20 protein-coding genes are annotated in these 18,658 nt (G+C 46.2%); 14 read left to right on the top strand and 6 right to left on the bottom strand.

From position 1 onward, the window contains the following. Nucleotides 1–54 precede the first annotated feature (54 nt). Nucleotides 55–1,407: an MATE family efflux transporter gene (locus R2J37_RS11410; RefSeq protein WP_256195446.1), complete on the bottom strand. Its 1,353-nt coding sequence runs from the start codon at nt 1,405–1,407 to the stop codon at nt 55–57. Nucleotides 1,408–1,626: 219 nt separating this feature from the next. Here R2J37_RS11410 and R2J37_RS11405 point away from each other — a divergent pair, with 219 nt between their 5' ends. After that, complete coding sequence (locus R2J37_RS11405; RefSeq protein WP_256195459.1) at nt 1,627–2,913, top strand: cytochrome c biogenesis protein/redoxin; 1,287 nt, start codon at nt 1,627–1,629, stop codon at nt 2,911–2,913. A 46-nt stretch (nt 2,914–2,959) separates the two neighbouring features. On the opposite strand, the gene R2J37_RS11400 is transcribed toward R2J37_RS11405, so the two are convergent. From R2J37_RS11400 to R2J37_RS11390, 3 genes are all read right to left on the bottom strand, one after another. Next, nucleotides 2,960–4,249, bottom strand: a complete 1,290-nt coding sequence (locus R2J37_RS11400; protein WP_316265075.1) for an aspartate aminotransferase type Ic — start codon at nt 4,247–4,249, stop codon at nt 2,960–2,962. A gap of 256 nt (nt 4,250–4,505) precedes the next feature. Continuing rightward, on the bottom strand, nt 4,506–4,766 hold the full coding sequence (locus R2J37_RS11395) for a spore coat protein (protein ID WP_256195445.1): 261 nt from the start codon (nt 4,764–4,766) through the stop codon (nt 4,506–4,508). A gap of 78 nt (nt 4,767–4,844) precedes the next feature. Next, a complete protein-coding gene (locus R2J37_RS11390; RefSeq protein WP_230105568.1) occupies nt 4,845–5,027 on the bottom strand; it encodes a hypothetical protein in 183 nt (60 codons plus the stop codon). A 106-nt stretch (nt 5,028–5,133) separates the two neighbouring features. Here R2J37_RS11390 and R2J37_RS11385 point away from each other — a divergent pair, with 106 nt between their 5' ends. Beyond that, the gene (locus tag R2J37_RS11385; RefSeq protein ID WP_316265074.1) at nt 5,134–6,102 is read left to right on the top strand and encodes a Gfo/Idh/MocA family protein; all 969 of its coding nucleotides are present in this window, start codon (nt 5,134–5,136) and stop codon (nt 6,100–6,102) included. 6 nt (nt 6,103–6,108) lie between these two features. Here the strand turns inward: R2J37_RS11385 and R2J37_RS11380 are convergent, their stop codons facing one another. Then, complete coding sequence (locus tag R2J37_RS11380) at nt 6,109–6,825, bottom strand: gamma-glutamyl-gamma-aminobutyrate hydrolase family protein (RefSeq protein ID WP_256195441.1); 717 nt, start codon at nt 6,823–6,825, stop codon at nt 6,109–6,111. A gap of 60 nt (nt 6,826–6,885) precedes the next feature. On the opposite strand from R2J37_RS11380, the gene R2J37_RS11375 reads away from it, so the two are divergent. Both R2J37_RS11375 and R2J37_RS11370 read left to right on the top strand, forming a co-directional pair. Continuing rightward, the gene (locus R2J37_RS11375; protein WP_316265072.1) at nt 6,886–7,857 is read left to right on the top strand and encodes a dipeptidase; all 972 of its coding nucleotides are present in this window, start codon (nt 6,886–6,888) and stop codon (nt 7,855–7,857) included. A gap of 7 nt (nt 7,858–7,864) precedes the next feature. Then, nucleotides 7,865–8,035, top strand: coding sequence for a putative ABC transporter permease (locus tag R2J37_RS11370; RefSeq protein ID WP_230105572.1), 171 nt, complete (start codon nt 7,865–7,867; stop codon nt 8,033–8,035). 31 nt (nt 8,036–8,066) lie between these two features. On the opposite strand, the gene R2J37_RS11365 is transcribed toward R2J37_RS11370, so the two are convergent. Beyond that, the gene (locus R2J37_RS11365) at nt 8,067–9,293 is read right to left on the bottom strand and encodes an argininosuccinate synthase (protein ID WP_230105573.1); all 1,227 of its coding nucleotides are present in this window, start codon (nt 9,291–9,293) and stop codon (nt 8,067–8,069) included. Nucleotides 9,294–9,564: 271 nt separating this feature from the next. Between R2J37_RS11365 and argC the strand changes: the two genes are divergently transcribed. The 10 genes from argC to R2J37_RS11315 all read left to right on the top strand — a co-directional run bounded on the left by argC (nt 9,565) and on the right by R2J37_RS11315 (nt 18,658). After that, nucleotides 9,565–10,605, top strand: coding sequence for an N-acetyl-gamma-glutamyl-phosphate reductase (gene argC / locus R2J37_RS11360; RefSeq protein ID WP_316265070.1), 1,041 nt, complete (start codon nt 9,565–9,567; stop codon nt 10,603–10,605). Between the two features lie 10 nt (nt 10,606–10,615). Continuing rightward, nucleotides 10,616–11,065 (top strand): GNAT family N-acetyltransferase, encoded by a 450-nt coding sequence (locus R2J37_RS11355; RefSeq protein WP_230105575.1) that lies wholly within the window; start codon nt 10,616–10,618, stop codon nt 11,063–11,065. Between the two features lie 35 nt (nt 11,066–11,100). After that, the gene (argJ, locus tag R2J37_RS11350) at nt 11,101–12,324 is read left to right on the top strand and encodes a bifunctional glutamate N-acetyltransferase/amino-acid acetyltransferase ArgJ (protein WP_316265068.1); all 1,224 of its coding nucleotides are present in this window, start codon (nt 11,101–11,103) and stop codon (nt 12,322–12,324) included. 5 nt (nt 12,325–12,329) lie between these two features. Further along, nucleotides 12,330–13,229: an acetylglutamate kinase gene (gene argB, locus R2J37_RS11345; protein ID WP_316265067.1), complete on the top strand. Its 900-nt coding sequence runs from the start codon at nt 12,330–12,332 to the stop codon at nt 13,227–13,229. Further along, nucleotides 13,219–14,397, top strand: a complete 1,179-nt coding sequence (locus R2J37_RS11340; protein ID WP_316265065.1) for an aspartate aminotransferase family protein — start codon at nt 13,219–13,221, stop codon at nt 14,395–14,397. Before argB ends, R2J37_RS11340 begins: the two co-directional genes overlap by 11 nt. 57 nt (nt 14,398–14,454) lie before the next feature. Further along, nucleotides 14,455–14,886 (top strand): DMT family transporter, encoded by a 432-nt coding sequence (locus R2J37_RS11335; RefSeq protein ID WP_230105579.1) that lies wholly within the window; start codon nt 14,455–14,457, stop codon nt 14,884–14,886. Between the two features lie 65 nt (nt 14,887–14,951). Continuing rightward, nucleotides 14,952–15,605: a helix-hairpin-helix domain-containing protein gene (locus R2J37_RS11330; RefSeq protein WP_316265062.1), complete on the top strand. Its 654-nt coding sequence runs from the start codon at nt 14,952–14,954 to the stop codon at nt 15,603–15,605. After that, complete coding sequence (locus R2J37_RS11325) at nt 15,602–16,291, top strand: response regulator transcription factor (protein WP_230105581.1); 690 nt, start codon at nt 15,602–15,604, stop codon at nt 16,289–16,291. The genes R2J37_RS11330 and R2J37_RS11325 overlap by 4 nt, the downstream gene beginning before the upstream one ends. Beyond that, a complete protein-coding gene (locus tag R2J37_RS11320) occupies nt 16,248–17,714 on the top strand; it encodes a sensor histidine kinase (RefSeq protein WP_316265060.1) in 1,467 nt (488 codons plus the stop codon). The genes R2J37_RS11325 and R2J37_RS11320 overlap by 44 nt, the downstream gene beginning before the upstream one ends. A gap of 11 nt (nt 17,715–17,725) precedes the next feature. Beyond that, on the top strand, nt 17,726–18,658 hold the full coding sequence (locus tag R2J37_RS11315) for a GerMN domain-containing protein (protein WP_316265059.1): 933 nt from the start codon (nt 17,726–17,728) through the stop codon (nt 18,656–18,658).

Genomic DNA, 18,658 nt, shown 5'->3' with positions numbered 1-18,658 from the left:
AAATTACCAATATCACACAATGGCTGTGATTAGAGCCGATACCATCGGGATTTTTTAAGATGCCGTCTTGTCGTTCGAGCGGCGCCGGTTCAACCTCCGGTATACAAAGATTCCGGTCAGATCCGCCAGAATCCATCCGATGGGAACAGACACCCATATGCCGGTGACTCCGATCCACGGTACCATAGAGAGGGTGTAGGCCAGAAATACACGGGTTCCCAGGGAAATAACCGTTAAAACCACAGATATACCCGGACGGGCGATAGCGCGGTACAGCCCGTACAATAAAAACAAAATGCCAATCCCGAAATAGCAGGAGCCTTCAATGCGAAGATAGTGTACTCCGGCTTCGATGATTTGTGTCTCATTGGCAGATACAAAGATCTTCATAAGAGGACGGGCAAAGATACAGACAAGAAGACTGACAGCCAGACAGAAGAAAAAGGAAGTGAGGAAAGCACTTTTGATTCCCTGTCTGATGCGGTCTTCTTTTTTTGCGCCGAAATTCTGTGCAATAAAAGTAGAAAAGGCGTTTCCGAAATCCTGTACCGGCATATAGGCGAAGGAATCAATTTTTACAGCAGCCGCAAATGCAGCCATGATAACCGGGCCGAAGCTGTTGACAAGTCCCTGTACCATGAGGATGCCGAAATTCATAACAGACTGCTGAATACAGGTGAGGAAAGAAAAACCGGTGATTTCCCGAAAAATATCCCGGTCCCACCTTAGATTTTCTTTCCGGGGACGAAGAGAGGGAAAATGCAGAAGAGTGTACAGTGCAAGTCCCATTCCGGAAACATATTGTGAAAGGATAGTCGCAAAGGCAGCGCCTGATACACCCCAATGGAAGGAGAGAACAAAAAGGAGATCCAGAACAATATTCATGACGGCAGAAACAGCCAGAAAGATCAGTGGAATCCTGGAGTTTCCAACAGAGCGGAGGAGGCAGGCAAAATAATTATAGAAAAAAGTGGCAGGAATCCCTGCAAAAATGACAAGCAGATAATCCCGCATCAGATCAGTGACAGAAGCGGGGACGCGAAGGAACCAGATAATGCTGTTGATGCCAAGAAAAACAGCCAGGTTGAGAACAACAGTAACGGCTCCGATAAAAAGGAACGATTGAAAAATAGCTCCCTTCATACGAACTTCATCCTGTTTTCCATAGCTGATGGAAAAGGAAGCGCCGCTTCCCATACACAGGCCCAGGATGATGGAAGTAAGAAATGTCATCAGAGTGTAAGAAGAACCTACCGCAGCCAGAGCATCGGCCCCAAGGAAGCGTCCGACAATGATCGTGTCAGCAATATTGTAAAACTGCTGGAGCAGATTCCCGGCAATCATGGGAAGTGCGAAAACCAGTAGGCTTTTTGTGATATTTCCGGTTAAGAGTTTGCTCTCATTCATCCGTAAGGTCCTCCTGAAAGTTCCTGTTTTTGGGCATTAACGATACTATTATAGAAGAGAAGCCGGAGGGCTGTCAAATCTGCGCAGTATGCAGCCACGAGAATGATTTTAGCATGTAGTTGAGAGGATGGCGTGCTGCGCGGTGACGCCGGGAATGGATTCTTGTTGACAGAAGGAAGTAAGACCTATATGATGGTAAAAAACAAAAAGGAGAGGTTTATGGGATTTGATCTGAATATAAGTATTCCGGTAATTACAGTATTTCTTCAGGGGATCTTAAGCTTTTTTTCGCCTTGCATTTTCCCGCTGATCCCTTTATATATCGGTTACCTGTCAGGAGGAGCGGTCAGAAGAGGTGACAGCGGAGAGCTGCAATACCAGAAAGGAAAGGTTCTGACCCATACGCTGTTTTTTGTGGCTGGGATCAGCTTTACTTTCTTTTTGCTGGGGATGGGTGTGTCAGCTGCAGGAGAGTTCTTTTCCGAACATCAGGCTGTGTTTGCCAGAGTGGGAGGAGCCCTTGTGATCCTTCTTGGATTGTATCAGTTTGGCCTTTTGGGGACGTCTAAACTTCTTGGAAATGAACATCGGCTTCCCTTGAAATTTGACCGGATGGCTATGTCTCCTGTTGCAGCGCTGCTGATGGGATTTACATTCAGTTTTGCATGGACGCCGTGTGTGGGACCGGCGCTGTCGGGCGTGCTGCTGATGACGGCATCAGCAGCCACAAGGACGAAAGGATTTCTGATGATCGGTGTCTATACGCTGGGATTTGTTATTCCCTTCCTGGCTGTCGGTATATTTACCACAACTTTACTGAAGATTTTCAAAAAGCATGGAAATATTGTAAGATATACGGCGCGGGCAGGAGCGGTGCTGATGATCCTCATGGGGCTTATGATGATGACAGGAAAGATGAATGGAGTGACAGGGTATCTGTCAACGCCCTCCGTGGAATCAGAGTCCGTGCAGAATGATGAAACAAAAGACAATGGGGAAGAGGACAGTGTAGAAGAAGGAGCAGGAGAAAACGCAGAAGAAGACAGTGCAAAGACAGATCCTTCGGCAGCTGTTGATTTCACTTTGACAGATCAGTATGGGCAGGAGCACAGGCTGTCAGATTATCGGGGGAAGGCAGTTCTTCTGAATTTCTGGGCAACATGGTGTACGGTATGCAAGAGGGAAATGCCCGACATACAAAATCTGTATGAGGAATATCAGGCGAAAGGCAGCGGGAGCGATACGGTAATTTTGGGAGTTGCTTTTCCCGGAATTTCGGGAGAAGGAAGCAGGGAGGAAATTACTGCCTTTCTTGAGGAAAACGGATATACTTATCCGGTGCTGATGGACGAATCAGGACAGCTGATGGAAAGATTCGGGATCATGGCGTATCCTACAACCTATATGATCGATAAGGAAGGGAAAATTTACGGCTATGTAAGCGGCATGGTTGGCAAAGAAGGTCTGGAGAGTATGATCAGCCAGACGCTGGAAGGAGAAAAATAATGAGGCAGGCGGACAATTGTCCGGCCTGCCTCAATTTATGAAGGGGTTATTTAGAGGCCAGTATTTTTTCTATGCTGACCAGTTTTACGCTTAATACAAAAATTTCAGTAGCGACCTTCAGTTCCTCGGTGGTCGGATAGGATGGAGCAATACGGATGTTGCTGTCCTGCGGATCCTTTCCGTAGGGGAAGGTAGCTCCGGCGTCTGTCATGACAAGACCGGCTTCTTTTGCTTTGGCAACGATTTTCTTTGCGCATCCCGGAAGAGCGTCAAAGGAGATGAAATAGCCACCGCGGGGAGCCAGCCAGGAGCCGATGCCGAGTCCTCCGATTTCCCGTTCCAATGTTTCCAAAACGGCATCAAATTTAGGACGCATGATATCTGCATGCTTTTTCATGTGCTGTACCATGCCGTGAATATCTTTAAAATATCTTGCGTGGCGGAGCTGGTTTACTTTATCGTGACCGATGGTCTGGATCTTCATCTGCTCGCGGATTGCCTTAAGGTTTTCAGTGGATGCAGCGATGGCGGCGATTCCGGAACCCGGGAAACTGATCTTGGAAGTAGAAGAGAACTTATATACCATATCCGGATGTCCTTCCTTCTTACATTCCATAAGGATTTCAATGAGATAATCCTGCTTGTCTTCATATAAATGATGGATTCCATAAGCATTGTCCCAGAAGATACGGAAATCTTCGGCAGCAGGATTCAGTTTTGCAAAACGGTGTACTGTCTCGTCAGAGTAAGTGATTCCCTGTGGGTTGGAATATTTTGGAACGCACCAGATTCCTTTGATAGCCGGATCGGAGCTGACAAGCTTCTCTACAATATCCATATCAGGGCCGGTTGGAGTCATTGGCACGTTGATCATTTCAATGCCGAAATATTCTGTAATTGAAAAATGTCTGTCGTACCCGGGAACCGGACATAAGAATTTGACTTTATCCAGTTTGCACCAGGGAGTGCTTCCCATTACTCCGTGAGTCATAGAGCGGGCAATTGTATCATACATGATGTTCAGACTGGAATTCCCAAAAATTACAATGTTTTCCTTTGGAACTTCCATCATATCAGCAAGCAGCTGCTTTGCTTCACGTATGCCGTCCAGGACACCGTAATTGCGGCAGTCCACTCCTTCCTCACAGACAAGGTCAGAGTCGCTGTTCAGGACATCCATCATTCCCATAGAAAGATTCAGCTGTTCTGTAGACGGTTTACCCCGGGACATATCCAGCTTCAGTCCCTGTGCCTTTACCTTTTCAAATTCAGCTTCCAGTTCTGATTTTATTTCCAGCAATTCTTCTTTTGATAATTCTTCATATGTTGTTGCCATCCTTGCATCCTCCATCTCATTTTCCCATATTTTACTCAATGCTACCATTGTAGCGGTAAATTGAAGAATCGTCAATTGGTTCTTGCAAAAATATTGATAAAAACCAGTAATTCTGTAAAAAACCACAAGAAATATGAAGCTTTTTAAAGTTTTTTATTCATTTATTAGGAGAAATACAAAAAAGAAAGGCGGGACTTTTGACAGTCCCGTCCCCGATGAAAAAATCTGTTTTAATGAAGCAGCCTGCTTCCGGCAGTTATTTCATTGCCGGCTGTGTCAGGATTGAGCGGACATGTTCGATTTCCTGCTGTGATGCTTTTGCAGCAGGAACGTAATAACTGCGTGATCTTGCCAGCTCAAAAATTTTCTCCTGTGACATCTCGCAGGCATTTCTCATCTGTTTCAGGCACTGTTTTAATTCCTGATTTTCTGTCTGCGGGATCATTTCACCAAAACGGGTCAGCTCGCCGTTGACTCCGGCCAGAGCGTCGGCAACCATTGTCTTTTCATTTAACATTTCTTTCCCTCCCTTTGAGTTTACATGTTCATTCCGGATGGACCGGCTTGTGAAAAGGCGTACAGTCCTTTAGGAAAGTTACAGGAAACGCATCAGTTCCTGTTTGTTTTTCATGGCGCTGTCGGCAGCGTCCTGAAAAAGCTTTTTGATCTCGGCATCCTCAGTCATGTTTGCATATTCTGTCATTTTGCAATGACTTGTGTCATAGCCGCCGATAAGGTGGCGAAGGTTTTGAAGATCCAAAACGGATAATTCTGACATTTCTTTTCCTCCTTGCTGTTGACTTTATTTGACAGGATTAGTATGGTTAAAAGGCAGAGAAAATATGCAGTAAATGCAATATAAAAATATAGCGGAGGAAGAAAAAATGAAAGTAGGAATCCTTGGAGCGGGAAATATTGCGAAAAAAATGGCGGAAACATTGAATGGAATGGAAGGAGCAAGCGCGTATGCAGTTGCTTCCCGAAGTCCGGAAAAGGCGGAAGAATTTGCAAGATCAAATCATGTGGAAAAAGCCTACGGCTCTTATGAAGAAATGCTTCAGGATGAACAGGTGGAGCTTGTCTATGTAGCGACTCCCCATTCTCACCACCTGGAACACGGAAAATTATGTATAAAATATGGAAAGCCGATTTTGATGGAGAAAGCATTTACAGCCAACGCCGATCAGGCGCGCGAACTTTTGGACTGTGCCGGAGACAGAGGGGTTTTTATTACAGAGGCCATCTGGACCAGATATATGCCTTCCAGAAAGAAAATAGACCATATCATTGCCTCCGGGCAGCTGGGAGAGATCTGTTCTCTTACAGCAAATCTGGGCTATGCCCTGACAGATAAGAAGAGGATGACAGATCCGGCCCTGGCAGGCGGAGCGCTTTTGGATGTGGGAATCTATCCTTTGAATTTTGCAAGTATGGTGCTGGGTAATGATGTTGAAAAAATGACGTCCGCATGTGTGAAATATAAGACTGGCGTGGATGCACAGGACAGCATCATACTGTCCTATCCGGGAGGGAAAACAGCGACTATCCACACCGGGATGCTGGCGGCGACAGAACAGTATGGTATTGTTTACGGTACAGAGGGTTATCTCATTGCATACAACATTAATAACATTGACCGGATTGAGATCTTTACGCCGGACAGAAAGTTAAAAGAAAGGATCGATATCCCTCCTCAGATCACCGGTTATGAGTACGAGGTGCTCTCCTGTAAAAAGGCTCTGGAGGAGGGACGCCTTGAATGCCCGGAAATGCCTCACAATGAAACCTTAAAAATGATGGAATGGATGGACGCTCTGAGAAAAGACTGGGGAATCCGCTATCCTTTTGAATAAGGAAAGCTATATCCCCCTGGACGCAGCAGATATAAAAGAGCGGAACAGCCGCCGCATTTTTGCGGAGTTCATCATGCATTCGGGGTGCCACTGGACGCCCACCACGAAGGGACGACCGGTCAGTTCTATCCCTTCTGCAATGCCGTCGGGAGAGTGGGCTGTGATGGATATTCCTTTTCCGGCAGTCAGGACAGCCTGATGGTGGAAACTGTTGACTTCCGCATGATCTCCCAGAATATTATGTAGTATACTATCTTTTTGGAGGGTGATGGAATGGCAGGGATCGCTTCTTAGACGGGAATGCTGCATGTGGCACAGACAGGGTTCGCTGTGAAGGGAAAGATCCTGCAGAATTTCCCCTCCCCGCACAATGTTCATAAGCTGCATTCCCCGGCAGATACCCAGGACGGGGCGCGACAGAGTGAGAACATGTTTCATGAGGGACAGCTGAAACAGATCGGTTTGGAAATCTGTTTCTCCGGCAGAGGAAAGGGGCGGCCGGTCAAAAAGAAGGGGCGTCACATCTCCTCCGCCGCAGAAGAGAAATCCGTGGCAGATGGAGGCGGCCTGAAGTGATGCCTCCTTTTTCCCTGTGCAGGGCAGGACAATGGGGCATCCCCCGGAGCGGACAATGGCAGAGATATAGGAGTGGGTGACGAACTGGCGTTGATCCATAAAACCGCACATAACGACACCAATAAAAGGAAGGGAAGTGGGAGTCATAGTACTTCCTCCGTCTTGATAAAGTAGTATAGTATATGTATGAAAGAAAGGAGCACAAATATGAGTGTGATCGATCTGCACTGTGATACCATATGGCGTCTCATGGATCTGGGAGGACAGGGGGACCTTTTGGAAAATGACGGCGCGGTCAGCATCAGAAAAATGCAGGCAGGAGAAGTTGCAGTACAGTTTTTCGCCTGCTTTTTGTACCGTGACGCCATGGAAGGGAGAACAGAAGAGGAAAAATATGAAAATGGCTACTTCCATGTTCTTGATATGATCCGATATGGGAAAGAGCAGATGGAAACTTATGGCAAAGAAATTGTTCCGATTACGGGAAAAGAAGAACTTGGAGATTTCCGGACGGGAAAAAAATGCGGAGCAGTGCTGACGGTAGAAGACGGAGGGATCCTGAATGGAAAAATAGAGCGGCTGGAAGAACTCTGGGACAGAGGAATCCGACTTCTGACCCTTACCTGGAATTATGAAAACTGTATCGGATTTCCAAACAGCAATGAAAAGGACAGGATGGAAAAGGGGCTGAAGGCTTTTGGCAAAGAAGTCGTGGAAAGGATGAATGAATTGGGAATGCTTGTGGATCTCTCCCATGCTTCTGACGGCACCTTCTGGGACGTTCTCCATCAGAGCAAAAAGCCGGTGACGGCCTCCCACTCCAATTGCAGAGCGCTTGCCAACCATCCGAGAAACTTAAGTGATGAAATGCTAAAGGCGCTGGGAGAAAATGGAGGGATAGCAGGCCTTAATTTTTACGGTCCATTTCTTGGTACACCGAAAGAATCCCGGATAGAGGAAATGACTGCTCATATCAGACATATGATCGATAAAGGCGGAGAGGACCTTCCCTGCCTGGGAACGGATTTTGACGGATTTGACGGAATGGATAAGATGGATCTTCCGGATCAAAGCTTTCTGGGGCAGCTGTGGGATGCCTTGAAAAGGGCGGGACTTACAGAGCGCCAAATAGAGAAAATTTGCTTTGAAAATGTCTGGAGAGTCTGGAAAGAAAGGTAGAAGATAAATGATTTACTCAGGATATGAAATACTTTGGCTGTTCTTTGTTTACAGCTTTTTAGGGTGGATAGCAGAGACGGCGGCATTTGGAGCAGATTTATCCCAATGCGGCGCAGGCGCAAAAAGGGACGGGGTAAATCGCAGTTTTACCCATGGTAAAATGCAATTTGGGACGTAACAAAGTTAAACTTTGTTACGTCCCAAATTAACTATTTCGTCTCTTTTTTTACTTCCTGCATTTTCATAGCGCGCACCTTTAGCGGCAGTCCGAACAGATTGATGAATCCGTCGGCATCATGGTGATCGTAGAGATCGCCGGTTGTGAAGCTTGCCAGGGATTCACTGTAAAGAGAGTATGGAGAAGTTGTGCCGGCTTTGATGATATTGCCTTTGTACAGTTTAAATTTAACTTCGCCTGTTACATACTCCTGCGTGCTTTCGATAAATGCCTGAATGGCTTCCCGCAGAGGAGTAAACCATTTTCCTTCATATACAACCTGGGCAAGTTTATCACCCATTTCTTTCTTTACTTCATAAGTAGCGCGGTCCAGTACAAGTTCTTCTAACTGCTGATGTGCTTCGTAGAGAATGGTTCCGCCGGGAGTTTCATATACGCCGCGGGATTTCATGCCGACAACGCGGTTTTCAACAATGTCGATGATACCGATTCCGTGTTTTCCGCCCAGTTCATTTAACTTGCGGATGATGTCGGAAACTTTCATCTCCACTCCGTTGATACTCTTTGGTACACCTTTCTCAAATGTCATAGTTACATATTCTCCTTCATCAGGAGCCTTTTCCGGGGTAACGCTAAGCACCAGAAGATCATCATAATTTGGCTCGTTTGCCGGATCTTCCAGCTCCAGTCCTTCGTGGCTGATGTGCCACAGGTTACGGTCGCGGCTGTAGCTGTGTTTTGCGTCAAAAGGAAGCTCGATACCATGTTTTCTGCAGTATTCAATCTCGTCTTCACGGGAGTTCATGGTCCATACATCTGTCATACGCCATGGAGCAATGATCTTAATGTCCGGAGCCAGAGCCCGGATACTGAGCTCGAAGCGGATCTGGTCGTTCCCTTTTCCGGTTGCGCCGTGGCAAATGGCAACAGCGCCTTCTTTTCTTGCAATGTCTACAAGACGTTTTGCAATGGCAGGGCGGGCCATGGATGTTCCGATCAGGTATTTGTTCTCATATACTGCGTGTGCCTGTACACATGGAACAACGTAATTGTCGCAGAAGTCATCTACAATATCCTCGATATATAATTTGGAAGCGCCGGATAATTTTGCACGTTCATTGAGTCCGTCCAGTTCTTCGCCCTGTCCGCAGTCTACACAGCAGCAGATGACCTCGTAATCAAAAGTTTCCTTTAACCAGGGAATGATTGCGGTAGTGTCAAGACCGCCTGAATAAGCAAGTACAACTTTTTCTTTCATGATATTTCCTCCTGAAAATTTATTTTCATTTTTACAGTTCATGTTAATCGCAAGGATTACTATACACTATATTTAATAATTATGCAACTAAAAGTTGAAAAAAGAATATTTTAATGTTTGATATACAAAATATCTTGCATAATATTCATAAAAGATGTATAATCATGCAATATCGGAGGAGGAGAGGCCTGTTTTGCTACTTTACAGGAAAAAGAAAGTGGTATAAACTTGAACAGGTAACCTTATTAATAGGAAGAAAGGATGTACAGCAATGATAAAAGTTGGAATTATCGGTTCCACCGGATATGCCGGCGGGGAGCTGGTGCGCATACTGACGGGACACAAGGATGCGGAAATTGTATGGTACGGCTCCAGAAGTTATATAGATCAGAAATATGCAGATGTTTACCGGAACATGTTTCAGATTGTAGATGCAGCCTGTATGGATGACAATATGGAGGCGCTGGCCGCACAGGCGGATGTGATCTTTACGGCAACTCCACAGGGGCTGTGCGCTTCACTGGTGAATGAGAACATCCTGTCACAGGTCAAAATCATTGACCTTAGCGCGGATTTTCGTATAAAAGATGTAAAAACTTACGAAAAATGGTACGGAATTGAGCATAAAAGTCCGGAATTTATTTCAGAGGCAGTTTATGGTCTCTGTGAGATTAACCGAAATGATGTGAAAAAGGCAAGACTGATCGCAAATCCGGGATGCTATACAACCTGTTCCATTCTGACAGCCTACCCGCTGGCAAAAGAGGGGCTGATTGATATGGATACACTGATTATCGATGCAAAGTCCGGGACCTCAGGGGCAGGACGAGGAGCGAAGCTTCCAAATCTTTTCTGTGAGGTCAATGAAAATATAAAGGCGTACGGTGTGGCAACCCACAGACATACGCCGGAGATCGAGGAACAGCTTGGATATGCTTCCGGCAGGGAAGTTGTCCTGAATTTTACCCCTCATCTTGTGCCCATGAACCGGGGCATTCTTGCGACAGAATATGCGAAGCTTACAAAAGATGTAACCTATGAAGAAGTAAAAGCAGTATATGATAAATATTATAAGGATGCGAAATTTATCCGTGTGCTTGACAAAGGCGTTTTCCCGGAGACAAAATGGGTAGAGGGAAGCAATTACACGGACATTAATTTCCAAATCGATCCGCGCACAGGCAGAATCATTATGATGGGCGCTATCGACAATCTGGTGAAAGGAGCGGCCGGACAGGCAGTACAGAATATGAACCTTGCCTTTGGATTGCCGGAGGATGAAGGGTTAAATCTTGTACCGATGTTCCCGTAGAGTGAAAAAAATGACGATCCGTGAAATGAAAATAGAGGATTATGATCAGGTATACAAGCTGTGGAAAAAGATCAAGGGATTCGGTATCCGCAGCATTGATGATTCCAGAGAAGGAGTTGCCCGCTTCCTTCAGAGAAACCCTACTACCAGCGTCGTAGCGGAAGAGAATGGAAAAATTGTAGGCGGAATCCTGTGCGGACATGACGGAAGAAGGGGATGCCTTTATCATGTCTGTGTGGATGAGGCATACCGGCGTCACGGAATTGGAAAGGCTATGGTAGTAAAGGCCATGGAAGCGCTGAAAGCAGAGAAGATCAATAAAGTCTGTCTGATCGCATTTACCAAAAATGATATCGGAAATGCATTTTGGAATACAATCGGCTGGACAGAGAGGGAAGATCTGAACTATTATGATTTTGTGCTAAATGATGAAAATATTACGGCTTTTAATGAGCAATAGAAAATGAACAGCTGATAAGCAAGGAGTGTGTGGAAATGGAGATTATCAAAGGCGGAGTGACCGCAGCAAAGGGATTTGAAGCAGCATGTACAGCTGCAGGATTAAAGTACAAGGATCGTACGGATATGGCGCTGGTGTACAGCCAGGTACCGTGTGTGTGCGCCGGTACATTTACGACTAATGTGGTAAAAGCAGCGCCGGTAAAATGGGATCAGAAGGTAGTAAAAGGCGGAAAGAAGTCACAGGCGGTTATTGTAAATTCCGGTATTGCCAATGCATGTACCGGAGAAGAAGGGTACGGCTACTGCCAGGAGACCGCACAGAAAGCGGCAGAAGTCCTCGGTGTGGATGCGGATGGCGTCCTCATCGGCTCCACCGGTGTGATCGGCAGACAGATGCCTATCGAGAAACTGAAAAAAGGAATCGAAGCCCTGGGGGAGAAAAAGCAGGATTCACTGGAGAGCGGAACCGCTGCTGCAAAGGCCATCATGACCACAGATACAGCTGAAAAAGAGCTGGCTGTAACTATTGAAGCCGGCGGAAAAACCGTTACTATCGGAGGTATGGCGAAGGGTTCCGGAATGATCCATCCCAACATGTGTACCATGCTTGCATTTATCACGACAGATGCAGTTATCTCCAGGGAAGCGCTCCAGAGTGCTCTTAGTGAAGATGTGCCGGATACCTACAATATGATTTCCGTAGACGGCGATACATCCACAAACGATACGGTTCTTCTCCTCGCAAACGGGCTGGCGGAAAATGAAGAGATCCAATACGGAACAGAAGATTATGATAAATTCAAAGAAGCGCTTCATGTGATCAATGAATATCTGGCCAAGAAAATTGCCGGCGACGGAGAAGGAGCTACCGCGCTTTTTGAGGCGAAAATCGTGGGAGCGGAGACAAAAGAGCAGGCAAAAATCCTGGCAAAAGCCATTGTATGCTCTAACCTTACGAAGACAGCCATTGCCGGACACGACGCAAACTGGGGAAGGATCCTGTGCGCCATGGGATATTCCGGCGCGCAGTTTGATCCGGAAAAAGTGGACCTTTTCTTTGAGAGCAGCGCCGGAACTATTCAGATCATTGAAAACGGAACTGCTGTAGATTACAGTGAAGAAGAGGCGACCAAAATTTTGTCGCAGCCGGAGGTGACGGCCAGAGCTGACGTTAAGATGGGAGAAATGACGGCGTCTGCCTGGGGCTGTGATCTCACCCATGGTTACATTGAGATTAATGCAGATTACAGGAGTTAGAAAAAATGGATAATAGTATGCAGAAATATCTGGACAAGGCGGAGGTTCTGATTGAAGCCCTCCCCTATATCCAGCGGTTTAACCGGAAAGTCATTGTTGTAAAGTACGGCGGAAGCGCCATGGTGGATGAGGAGTTGAAAGAACATGTCATTCAGGATGTGACGCTGCTTAAACTGGTAGGATTTAAGCCTATTATTGTACATGGCGGAGGGAAGGAGATCAGCCGCTGGGGCGGAAAAGTAGGAATGGAGCCGCAGTTTGTTAACGGGCTGCGTGTGACAGACGAGGCCACCATGGAATTGGCAGAGATGGTTCTTTCCAAAGTAAATAAAGAGCTGGTACAGCTGGTGGAAGGCCTGGGAGTAAGAGCAATCGGAATCAGCGGAAAGGACGGAAGGCTTCTGAAGGTAAAGAAGAAACTGTCCGGCGGCGAAGACATTGGTTTTGTAGGAGAAGTAACGGAAGTAAATGCAGATATTTTGTGGGATCTTCTGGAAAAAGATTTTCTTCCTATTGTGTGTCCGGTTGGATTGGATGAAAAATTTTACACTTACAATATCAATGCTGACGATGCAGCCTGTGCTATTGCAAGGGCAATGCATGCAGAAAAACTGGCGTTTCTTACAGATATCGAAGGCGTTTACAAAGATCCCAAGGATCCGGAAACCCTTATATCCGAGCTGACAGTCACAGAGGCAAGAGGTCTGATGGAGGACGGATATATTGGAGGCGGTATGCTTCCAAAACTGAACAACTGTATTGACGCTATTGAGAACGGAGTGTCCAGAGTGCATATCCTGGATGGAAGAATACCCCACTGCCTGCTTTTGGAAATCTTTACAAATAAGGGAATTGGAACTGCGATTTTGGATGATGAAGGGAGTAGATTTTGCCATGAAGAATAAATGGATGGATGAGGCGGATCATGCGCTTCTCCACACTTACAATCGGTATCCTATTGTGCTGGAAAAGGGAGAAGGCGTGTATCTGTATGATACAGAGGGAAAGAAATACCTTGATTTTGCAGCCGGAATTGCCGTGTGCAGCCTGGGATATGGACATAAAGGCTATACAGAAGCATTGAAATCACAGATAGATCTTTTGCTGCATACGTCTAATCTCTACTACAGCCGTCCGGCAGCGGATGCGGCGGCCAAGCTTGCCAAAGCAGCACAGATGGACCGGATCTTTTTTACCAACAGCGGCACAGAGGCTATCGAAGGAGCACTGAAGGCGGCAAGAAAGTATGCTTACACAGAAGGTTCCGGAAAATTTGAGATCATTGCTATGGAACATTCTTTCCACGGAAGAAGTATGGGAGCGCTTTCTGTGACAGCCACAGAAAGCTACAGGACACCATTTGAACCGCTGATCGGAGGTGTGAAATTTGCCCGTTATAACGATCTGGAAAGCGTAAAGGAACAGTTTTCTGATAAGACCTGTGCGGTCATCATGGAAACCCTTCAGGGAGAGGGCGGCATTTATCCTATAGATCCGGAATTTTTCCGGGGAGTGCGAGAGCTTTGTGATGAGAGAGGAGCGCTTCTCATCCTGGATGAGATCCAGTGCGGCATGGGACGGACAGGAACTATGTTTGCCTGGCAGGATTACGGTGTGAAGCCGGATATTATGGCAATGGCAAAGGCTATCGGAGGAGGCGTCCCGGTAGGGGCATTTGCCATGACAGAAAAGGTGGCAGAGAAGTCTTTGGCACCCGGAGATCATGGAACAACCTATGGAGGAAATCCTTTTGTATGTGCGGCAGTTTCCAAAGTTCTTGACATTTATGAGGAGGAACATATCCTGGAACACGTCAAAAAGGTGTCGGCGTACCTGGAAAAGAAGCTGGATGCACTTGCAGCCAAGAGCGATGCTGTAAAAGAACGGCGCGGAAAAGGTCTGATGCAGGGGCTTGCAATGAACGTTCCGGTAGGAGAAGTGATCGCAAAGGCGCAGGAGGAAGGACTGCTTGTCATTTCAGCAGGAGGGAATGTCCTCCGCATTGTACCGCCGCTTATCATCACGGAAGATTATGTGGATGAAATGATTGAAAAGCTGAAAAAGGCGTTATAAAACAGCCGGCTGTAGGAGATACTATTCCTTAATTATGAAAGAAGGAAGGTATTTCTTATGGCTGGTTTTTTCATTGCGCTTTTGTCCGGTGCATTGATGAGCGTGCAGGGAGTATTCAATACACAGGTGACAAAGACAACAGGGATGTATGTCAGCAATGGCTGGGTACAGTTCAGCGCCTTTTTGGTCTGCCTGGCAGTGTGGTTTTTTATGGGACGTGACAGTATCGGGGCCATTGCCCGTGTGGAACCCAAATATATGCTGTTGGGAGGCGTGATCGGAGCAGGAATTACCTGGACAGTTATTAAAAGCATGGAGCAGCTGGGACCGGCAAAAGCGGCGCTTCTCATTGTCATCGCACAGCTTACGGTAGCTTATGTGATAGAATTGTTCGGCATGTTTGGCGTTGAAAAAGAACCGCTGGAATGGAGAAAACTGGGAGGACTTGCGTTGTCTTTGATTGGAGTTGCAATTTTCCAATGGAAATAGTACAATAACGGTGTCTAGGCATAAAGAGGGGTGTTTACGGTTTTTTAACTGTAAAGGAGGATTTTATGCGTAGAAAACCAGGAATGGTTCTTATAATTTTGACAATGATGACGTTTGTGCTAAGCGGCTGCCAAAGCGATGAGATTACCGGGGAGGAAGTTACCCTGGAGGAGGAAGCGCTGCAGGAGGAAAAAGGCTCCGGTGAGGAGCAGGAAGACGGGGAGAGTCAAGAGCAGCGGGAAGGAGCAGGCAAAGAGCAGACAGGCAGAACAGATGAGGGAAAGATCTGGGTGTATGTCTGCGGACAGGTGGCTTCGCCAGGAGTCTATGAACTGCCGGAAGAGTCCAGAATCTATGAGGCAGTCGAAAGCGCCGGAGGGATTTTGGAACAGGGAGCGGCGGAGAGCGTCAATCTGGCGGAAAAAGCGTCGGACGGACAGCGTATTTATATACCGTCAAAAGAAGAGGCGGCCGCTATGCCGGCTGAAACTCCGGACGAAGGAAGCAGCGGCGGCATGAATGATGAGAGAGTAAATTTAAATACAGCGGATAAGGAAGAGCTGATGACGCTGACGGGAATAGGAGAGACGCGGGCGGAGGCAATTCTGACTTACCGTGAGGAAAATGGAAGCTTTCATTCCCCGGAGGATATTATGAATGTCCAGGGGATCAAAGAAGGCATCTATGAAAAGATTAAGGAGCAGATCAAAACAGAATGAGCAAAAAAGTATTAGTGGTAGATGATGAAAAACTGATTGTTAAGGGGATACGTTTCAGTCTGGAGCAGGATGGAATGAAAGTGGACTGTGCCTATGACGGAGAAGAGGCTCTGAAGTTGGCGGCGGAAAATACATACGATATCATCCTTCTGGATGTAATGCTCCCAAAAAAAGACGGATTTGAGGTGTGTACACAGATCCGGGAATATTCGGATGTGCCCATTATCATGCTGACTGCAAAGGGCGATGATATGGATAAGATCCTGGGCCTGGAATATGGAGCAGATGACTATATTACAAAGCCTTTTAATATTCTGGAAGTCAAAGCCAGGATCAAGGCCATCATGCGCCGCACAGGCAAGAAAACCGAAGAGACAGAAGATAAAAAGATCTTCGTCAAAGGCGAAATGAAAATAGACTGTGAAAGCCGGAGAGTTGTAATCGGCGAAAAGGAGATCAACCTGACGGCAAAGGAATTTGATCTTCTGGAACTTCTGGCAACAAATCCGGGAAAAGTGTACAGCAGAGAAAGTCTGCTCAATATTGTGTGGGGCTATGAGTATCCGGGAGATGTCCGAACGGTAGATGTACATATCCGGCGTCTCAGGGAGAAGATAGAGACCCATCCAAGCGATCCGAAATATGTCTATACAAAGTGGGGAGTTGGTTACTATTTCAGGGGTTAGGCTGTATATAAGAAATCATTTTTTTAAAAGTCTCAGATTTCGTATTATCTTTTTACTCATGCTGGTAGGGATTCTTCCCTGCCTGATTCTGAAATCCATTATCCTGAAAAGTTATGAAGACAGGGCGGTAGATGTCCAGACCGCCCAGATACAAAATCAGTGTACCATTCTGTGCGATCAGCTTGCCGCTATGGGTTATCCTGGAAAGAAAGCGGCGGAAGCAATGCTGCCTGAGCTGGAGCAGCTGTCCAGCATATATAACGGAAGGGTCATGCTGATAGACAGTCAGTTTCAGATTGTGGAAGATACCTATGATCTGGATGAAGAAAAGACAATCGTATCAGAAGATGTGATCCAATGTTTTGAGGGCGAGGGGACAAAGATTTACGATGCCAAAAGCGGATATATAGAAGTAACATCACCTATTTTTGCAGCGGATAAGGAGAGCGTAACAGGGGTTATGCTTGTCAGTGTATCCACCACACCTATCCTTGACAGCATTGAAGTGCTGGATGCAAAAGCATGGATCGCGGAAGGGATCATCATTCTGACTGTGGCGGTGCTTGCGATTATTCTGGGGGCGGTAATGGTGCGGCCTTTTGCCAGAATTACATCTTCCATTGAGGCGGTGAATGAGGGATACGATGACAATTATCTCCATGAAAATACTTACACAGAGACAAGGCTGATATCAGAAGCTTTTAACAAAATGCTGGGACGCCTGAAAATCCTAGACGATTCCAGGCAGGAGTTTGTGGCGAATGTTTCTCACGAGTTGAAAACACCGATTACTTCTATGAAGGTTCTGGCGGATTCACTGCTTGCCCAGGAAAATGTGCCGGTGGAGCTGTACCAGGAATTTATGCAGGATCTTTCAGAAGAGATTGAAAGAGAGGACAAGATCATCAACGATCTTCTCTCACTTGTAAAAATGGACAAAACAGCAGCTTCTCTGCAAGTGAAGCAGGAAAACATCAATGATCTTTTAGAAAAGATACTGAAGAGACTTCAGCCGATTGCCGCTGCCAGAAATATTGAAGTAGTGTTTGAAAGCTTTCGTCCGGTAAACGCAGAAGTTGACGGAGTAAAGCTTTCTCTTGCTATAACAAATCTCGTAGAAAATGCAGTAAAATATAATATAGACGGCGGATGGGTACACGTGTCTCTGAATGCAGATCATAAGTTTTTTTATATTGAAGTGGCAGATTCCGGAATCGGAATACCGGAAGAGTCCAAAGAGCATATCTTTGAGAGATTTTACCGGGTGGACAAATCTCATTCCAGAGAAATCGGAGGAACCGGACTGGGTCTTGCGATTGCCCGTAATGCAGTAGTTATGCACCGCGGAGCGATCAAGGTATACAGCCAGCTTGGAGAAGGAACAACATTTACTGTAAGGATTCCGCTGAATTATATTGCCTAGGAGGGATGGATGTGAAAAAGAAACATAAAAGTGTCCTGTGGATTTTCATATGTATACTTTTGTGCACCGGCTGTTCGGCAGATAGCGGAAAAGAAGCAGAAAAAGGCCCTTATGTGTACTATATTAATGAAAAGGGGACTTCACTTGTCCGTACAGCGTGGGATTCTTCCTTGACTGAAGGCAGTGCAAAAGAACAGGCAGAGGAGGCTATGGAGCTCCTTTCATCGCCTGCAAGTGATATTTATAAAAGTGCGGTTCCCGAAGGGGTGGAGGCAGCAGTAGAAAGGATAGAAAAAGGTTATGCGGATCTGTCCTTTAATGAAGCCTACAGGAATATGAAAAAGAAGGACGAAGTGCTGATGCAGGCGGCAATTGTGCAGACATTGGTTCAGATAGAGGGAATTGACCGTGTGGGATTTTTTATCGGAGAGGAGCCGGTCAAGAACGAGGATGGTACCAGCGCAGGCTATATGACGGAAGATGATTTTGTACAGAATATCGGTTCAGCGCTCCATTCTTATCAGAAGGCGGAGCTGAAGCTCTATTTTTCCAATATAGAGGGAAATGCTCTGGCAGAACAGACGGTAAACGTGCGTTACAACAGCAATACATCTTTAGAAAAGCTGATCGTGGAACAGCTGCTGAAAGGCCCTAAAGATGACAGCTGTCTGCAGACTCTTCCACCGGATGCGGTTCTTCTGGGGATTTCCGTAAAAGCCGGAATATGTTATGTGAATTTTGATGAAGGATTTCTTGTACAGGGTTATAATAATGCAGAACCGGAAACAGTTATCTACTCTCTTGTCAATTCTCTTACGGAGAGTGAAAGTGTGCGAGAGGTACAGATTTCCATTAACGGGGAATCAGATGTTCTTTTTGGAAATTCCATTGATTTGAGTAAACCTTTTTCCAGAAACATGGAAATTGTGGAGGAAACAAAATAA

The organism is Claveliimonas bilis (genome assembly GCF_030296775.1).
Classification (GTDB): domain Bacteria; phylum Bacillota; class Clostridia; order Lachnospirales; family Lachnospiraceae; genus Claveliimonas; species Claveliimonas bilis.
This window is presented reverse-complemented; position numbering and strand designations above follow the sequence as displayed.